The following is a 2,397-nucleotide window of genomic DNA, read 5'->3' as shown; positions in this document are numbered from 1 at the left end:
GGACGGCGCCCGCCACGGCCGACGGTGCGTCCGCCACGGCCGGCGGTGCGTCCGCCACAGCCGACCACCCCGAGCCGCGCCCCGCGGCGGTGCCACCCACGGCGGCCCCGCTGCCCGCCCTCGCCGACGAGGACGTCCTGCGGCAGCTGCTGCGCGACTCCGTCCGGGGCGTCGAACCCTCGCCGGGGGCGCTGGCGGTCCTGCACCGCGCGGTGCCCGCCCGGCGGCGTCGCCGGCGGCGCCTCATGACGGCCGCCACCACGGTGGCGGTGCTGGCCGTCGGCGCGCCCGTCACCCTGCACGCCGCCTCCGTCGTCGACACCGACACCCGGACCGTCGGCGCGGGCAGCGACCGGGCGGTCGAGGGCGCGACCCTGGAACCGACCGCACCGGGCGACGGCCCCGGGTCGCCCGCCGACGGCGGCACGTCCCGTGAGGAGACGTCGGCCGGTGAGGAGTCCGCGGGCCCCGGCACCGACTCCGGGGACGGTGGAACGACCGAGCCCGGGCAGCCCGGCAGCGCCCGGCCGGAGCAGAGCGACGGCACCGCGGGGTCCCACCCCCGCTGCGACCGCGACCAGCTCGGCGACGCCGTCACCGCCCTCGCGGAACCCGATGGCGACGGGGTGATCTACGGCTCGATCCGTGTCTCGAACGTCTCCGCCGCCACCTGCCGGATCCGCGGCACCGACGAGCTGACCGCCACCACGGTCCGCAACACCGCGGCCGCCGGCGTGACCTCGCCGCAAGTGGTGCTCCGCACCTCCGGCGACCGCGCGGTGCAGTTGCCGCTGCCCGACCGGTGGGTGGACGAGCTGGTGCTGCCGCCCGGAGACGCCTACGAGATCCGGTTCGCCTGGGTGCCGAGCCGCAGCGCGCCCGACGGCGGCTGCTCGGTGCCGGAGCCCGAGCCGCTGCCCGCCGACATCGGCAGCGGCGGGTCGTCCGCCGGCGGCGCGAGCGGCGGGGCCGGCGGCTCGGACGACGACCACGAGCCCGCCGCGGCGGGCACCGACGACGACCCCTTCGGCGGGTCCGGCGACGATCTCCAGGCGCCCGACGACGGCGGATCGACGGGCTCCTCCGGCGGCGGCTCGGGCCCGTCCGGCGGCTCCGGGGGGTCCACCGACAGCTCCGGCGGCGGCCCCGGCGGCTCCGGCGGGGAGGTCGGCCCCGGACCGGGCGGCCCCGGCGGCGCGGAGGCCGAGGGCGTCCTCGTCCGCTACACCCCCGCCGCCGGCACCCCGCGCGCCGCCCAGATGGAGCTGGTCGGCGTCTGCGTCGGCAGCCTGCACCGCACCGGTGTGCTCGTCCCGACGGTCTGAACCGCCGCCGACCCGCCCGGAGCGGGCCCCCGCCGCGGGCGGGGGGAGCGGCCGAGCCGCCGAGCAGCCGAGCGGTCCCGGGCACCGGAGGGCGGCGGGAGTGCCGGGCAGGGCGCCCCGGTACCGTGGGATCGTGTACCGGTTTCTGCTGACCCCGCGCTGGTGGGCGATCAACGTCTTCGTCGCGCTCGCGATCCCGTTCTGCCTGTACATGGGCAGCTGGCAGCTGGGACGGTTCGAGGACCGGGTCGAGGGCCACCGGGACAACCAGCAGCAGGTCGAGGCCGCCCGGATCGCCGAGGCGGTGCCGCTGTCGCAGCTGCTGCCCCCGACCACCGAGACCGTGGGCGAGGCGGCGCACGTCACGGGGACCTTCGACGCCGAGCACGAACTGCTCGTCCCCGGCCGGACGCTCGACGGCGAACCCGGCTACTACGTGCTCACCCCGCTGCAACCCGCCGACGGCAGCCGCGCCGTCCCCGTGGTGCGCGGCTGGCTGCCGGGCGCACCGGACCCGGCGGCGGTACCGCCCGCGCCCGAGGGGGAGACCGGGGTCGAGGGCATCCTCCAGGCCGCCGAGTCGCCCCGGGCGGTCAACGCGCCGACCGGCCTGCCCAGCGGGCAGGTCGGTGTGATCGGTGCGGCGTCGCTCATCAACCTGCTGCCCTACGAGGTCGAGAACGCCTGGCTGACCGTGCGCGAGGCGGACGAGCCGCTGACCGCCGTGCCACCGGTCGCCCCCTCGGGCACCGGCCTCGACATCAAGGCGTTCCAGAACCTCGGGTACACCGCCGAGTGGTTCGTCTTCGCGGCGTTCACGGCCTTCATGTGGTTCCGGCTCTTCCGCCGTGAGGTCGAGACCATCCGGGACGCCGAACTCGGCATCCACCCCGACGGACCACCGCCCGCCACCGGTGAGTTCCGGACCGACGCCGGCCCGGACGCTCCGCCCGGCGACGGCGACGGCGACGCGGACGCTGCCGGGCCCACCGACACGGGCGCCCCCGACACGGCCGCGCCCGGGGCCGCGGGTCAGCAGTCCGCGGTGCCGACGGGCCGGCCGGCGCCGGAG

General features: G+C 78.3%; 2 protein-coding genes. Both read left to right on the top strand.

Features of this window, described 5'->3' with window-relative positions:
- On the top strand, positions 1-1,325 hold a 1,325-nt coding region (locus HCN52_RS23795), incomplete at its 5' end, for a hypothetical protein (protein WP_168090483.1).
- Between the two features lie 133 nt (positions 1,326-1,458).
- Positions 1,459-2,397, top strand: a 939-nt coding sequence (locus HCN52_RS23790) for an SURF1 family protein (RefSeq protein ID WP_168090482.1), incomplete at its 3' end; no start/stop codon positions are given.

Source organism: Streptomyces bohaiensis (assembly GCF_012033785.1).
Lineage (GTDB): Bacteria > Actinomycetota > Actinomycetes > Streptomycetales > Streptomycetaceae > Streptomyces > Streptomyces bohaiensis.
Note: the sequence above shows the minus strand (reverse complement) of the source record. Positions and strands in the feature narration are given on the sequence as shown.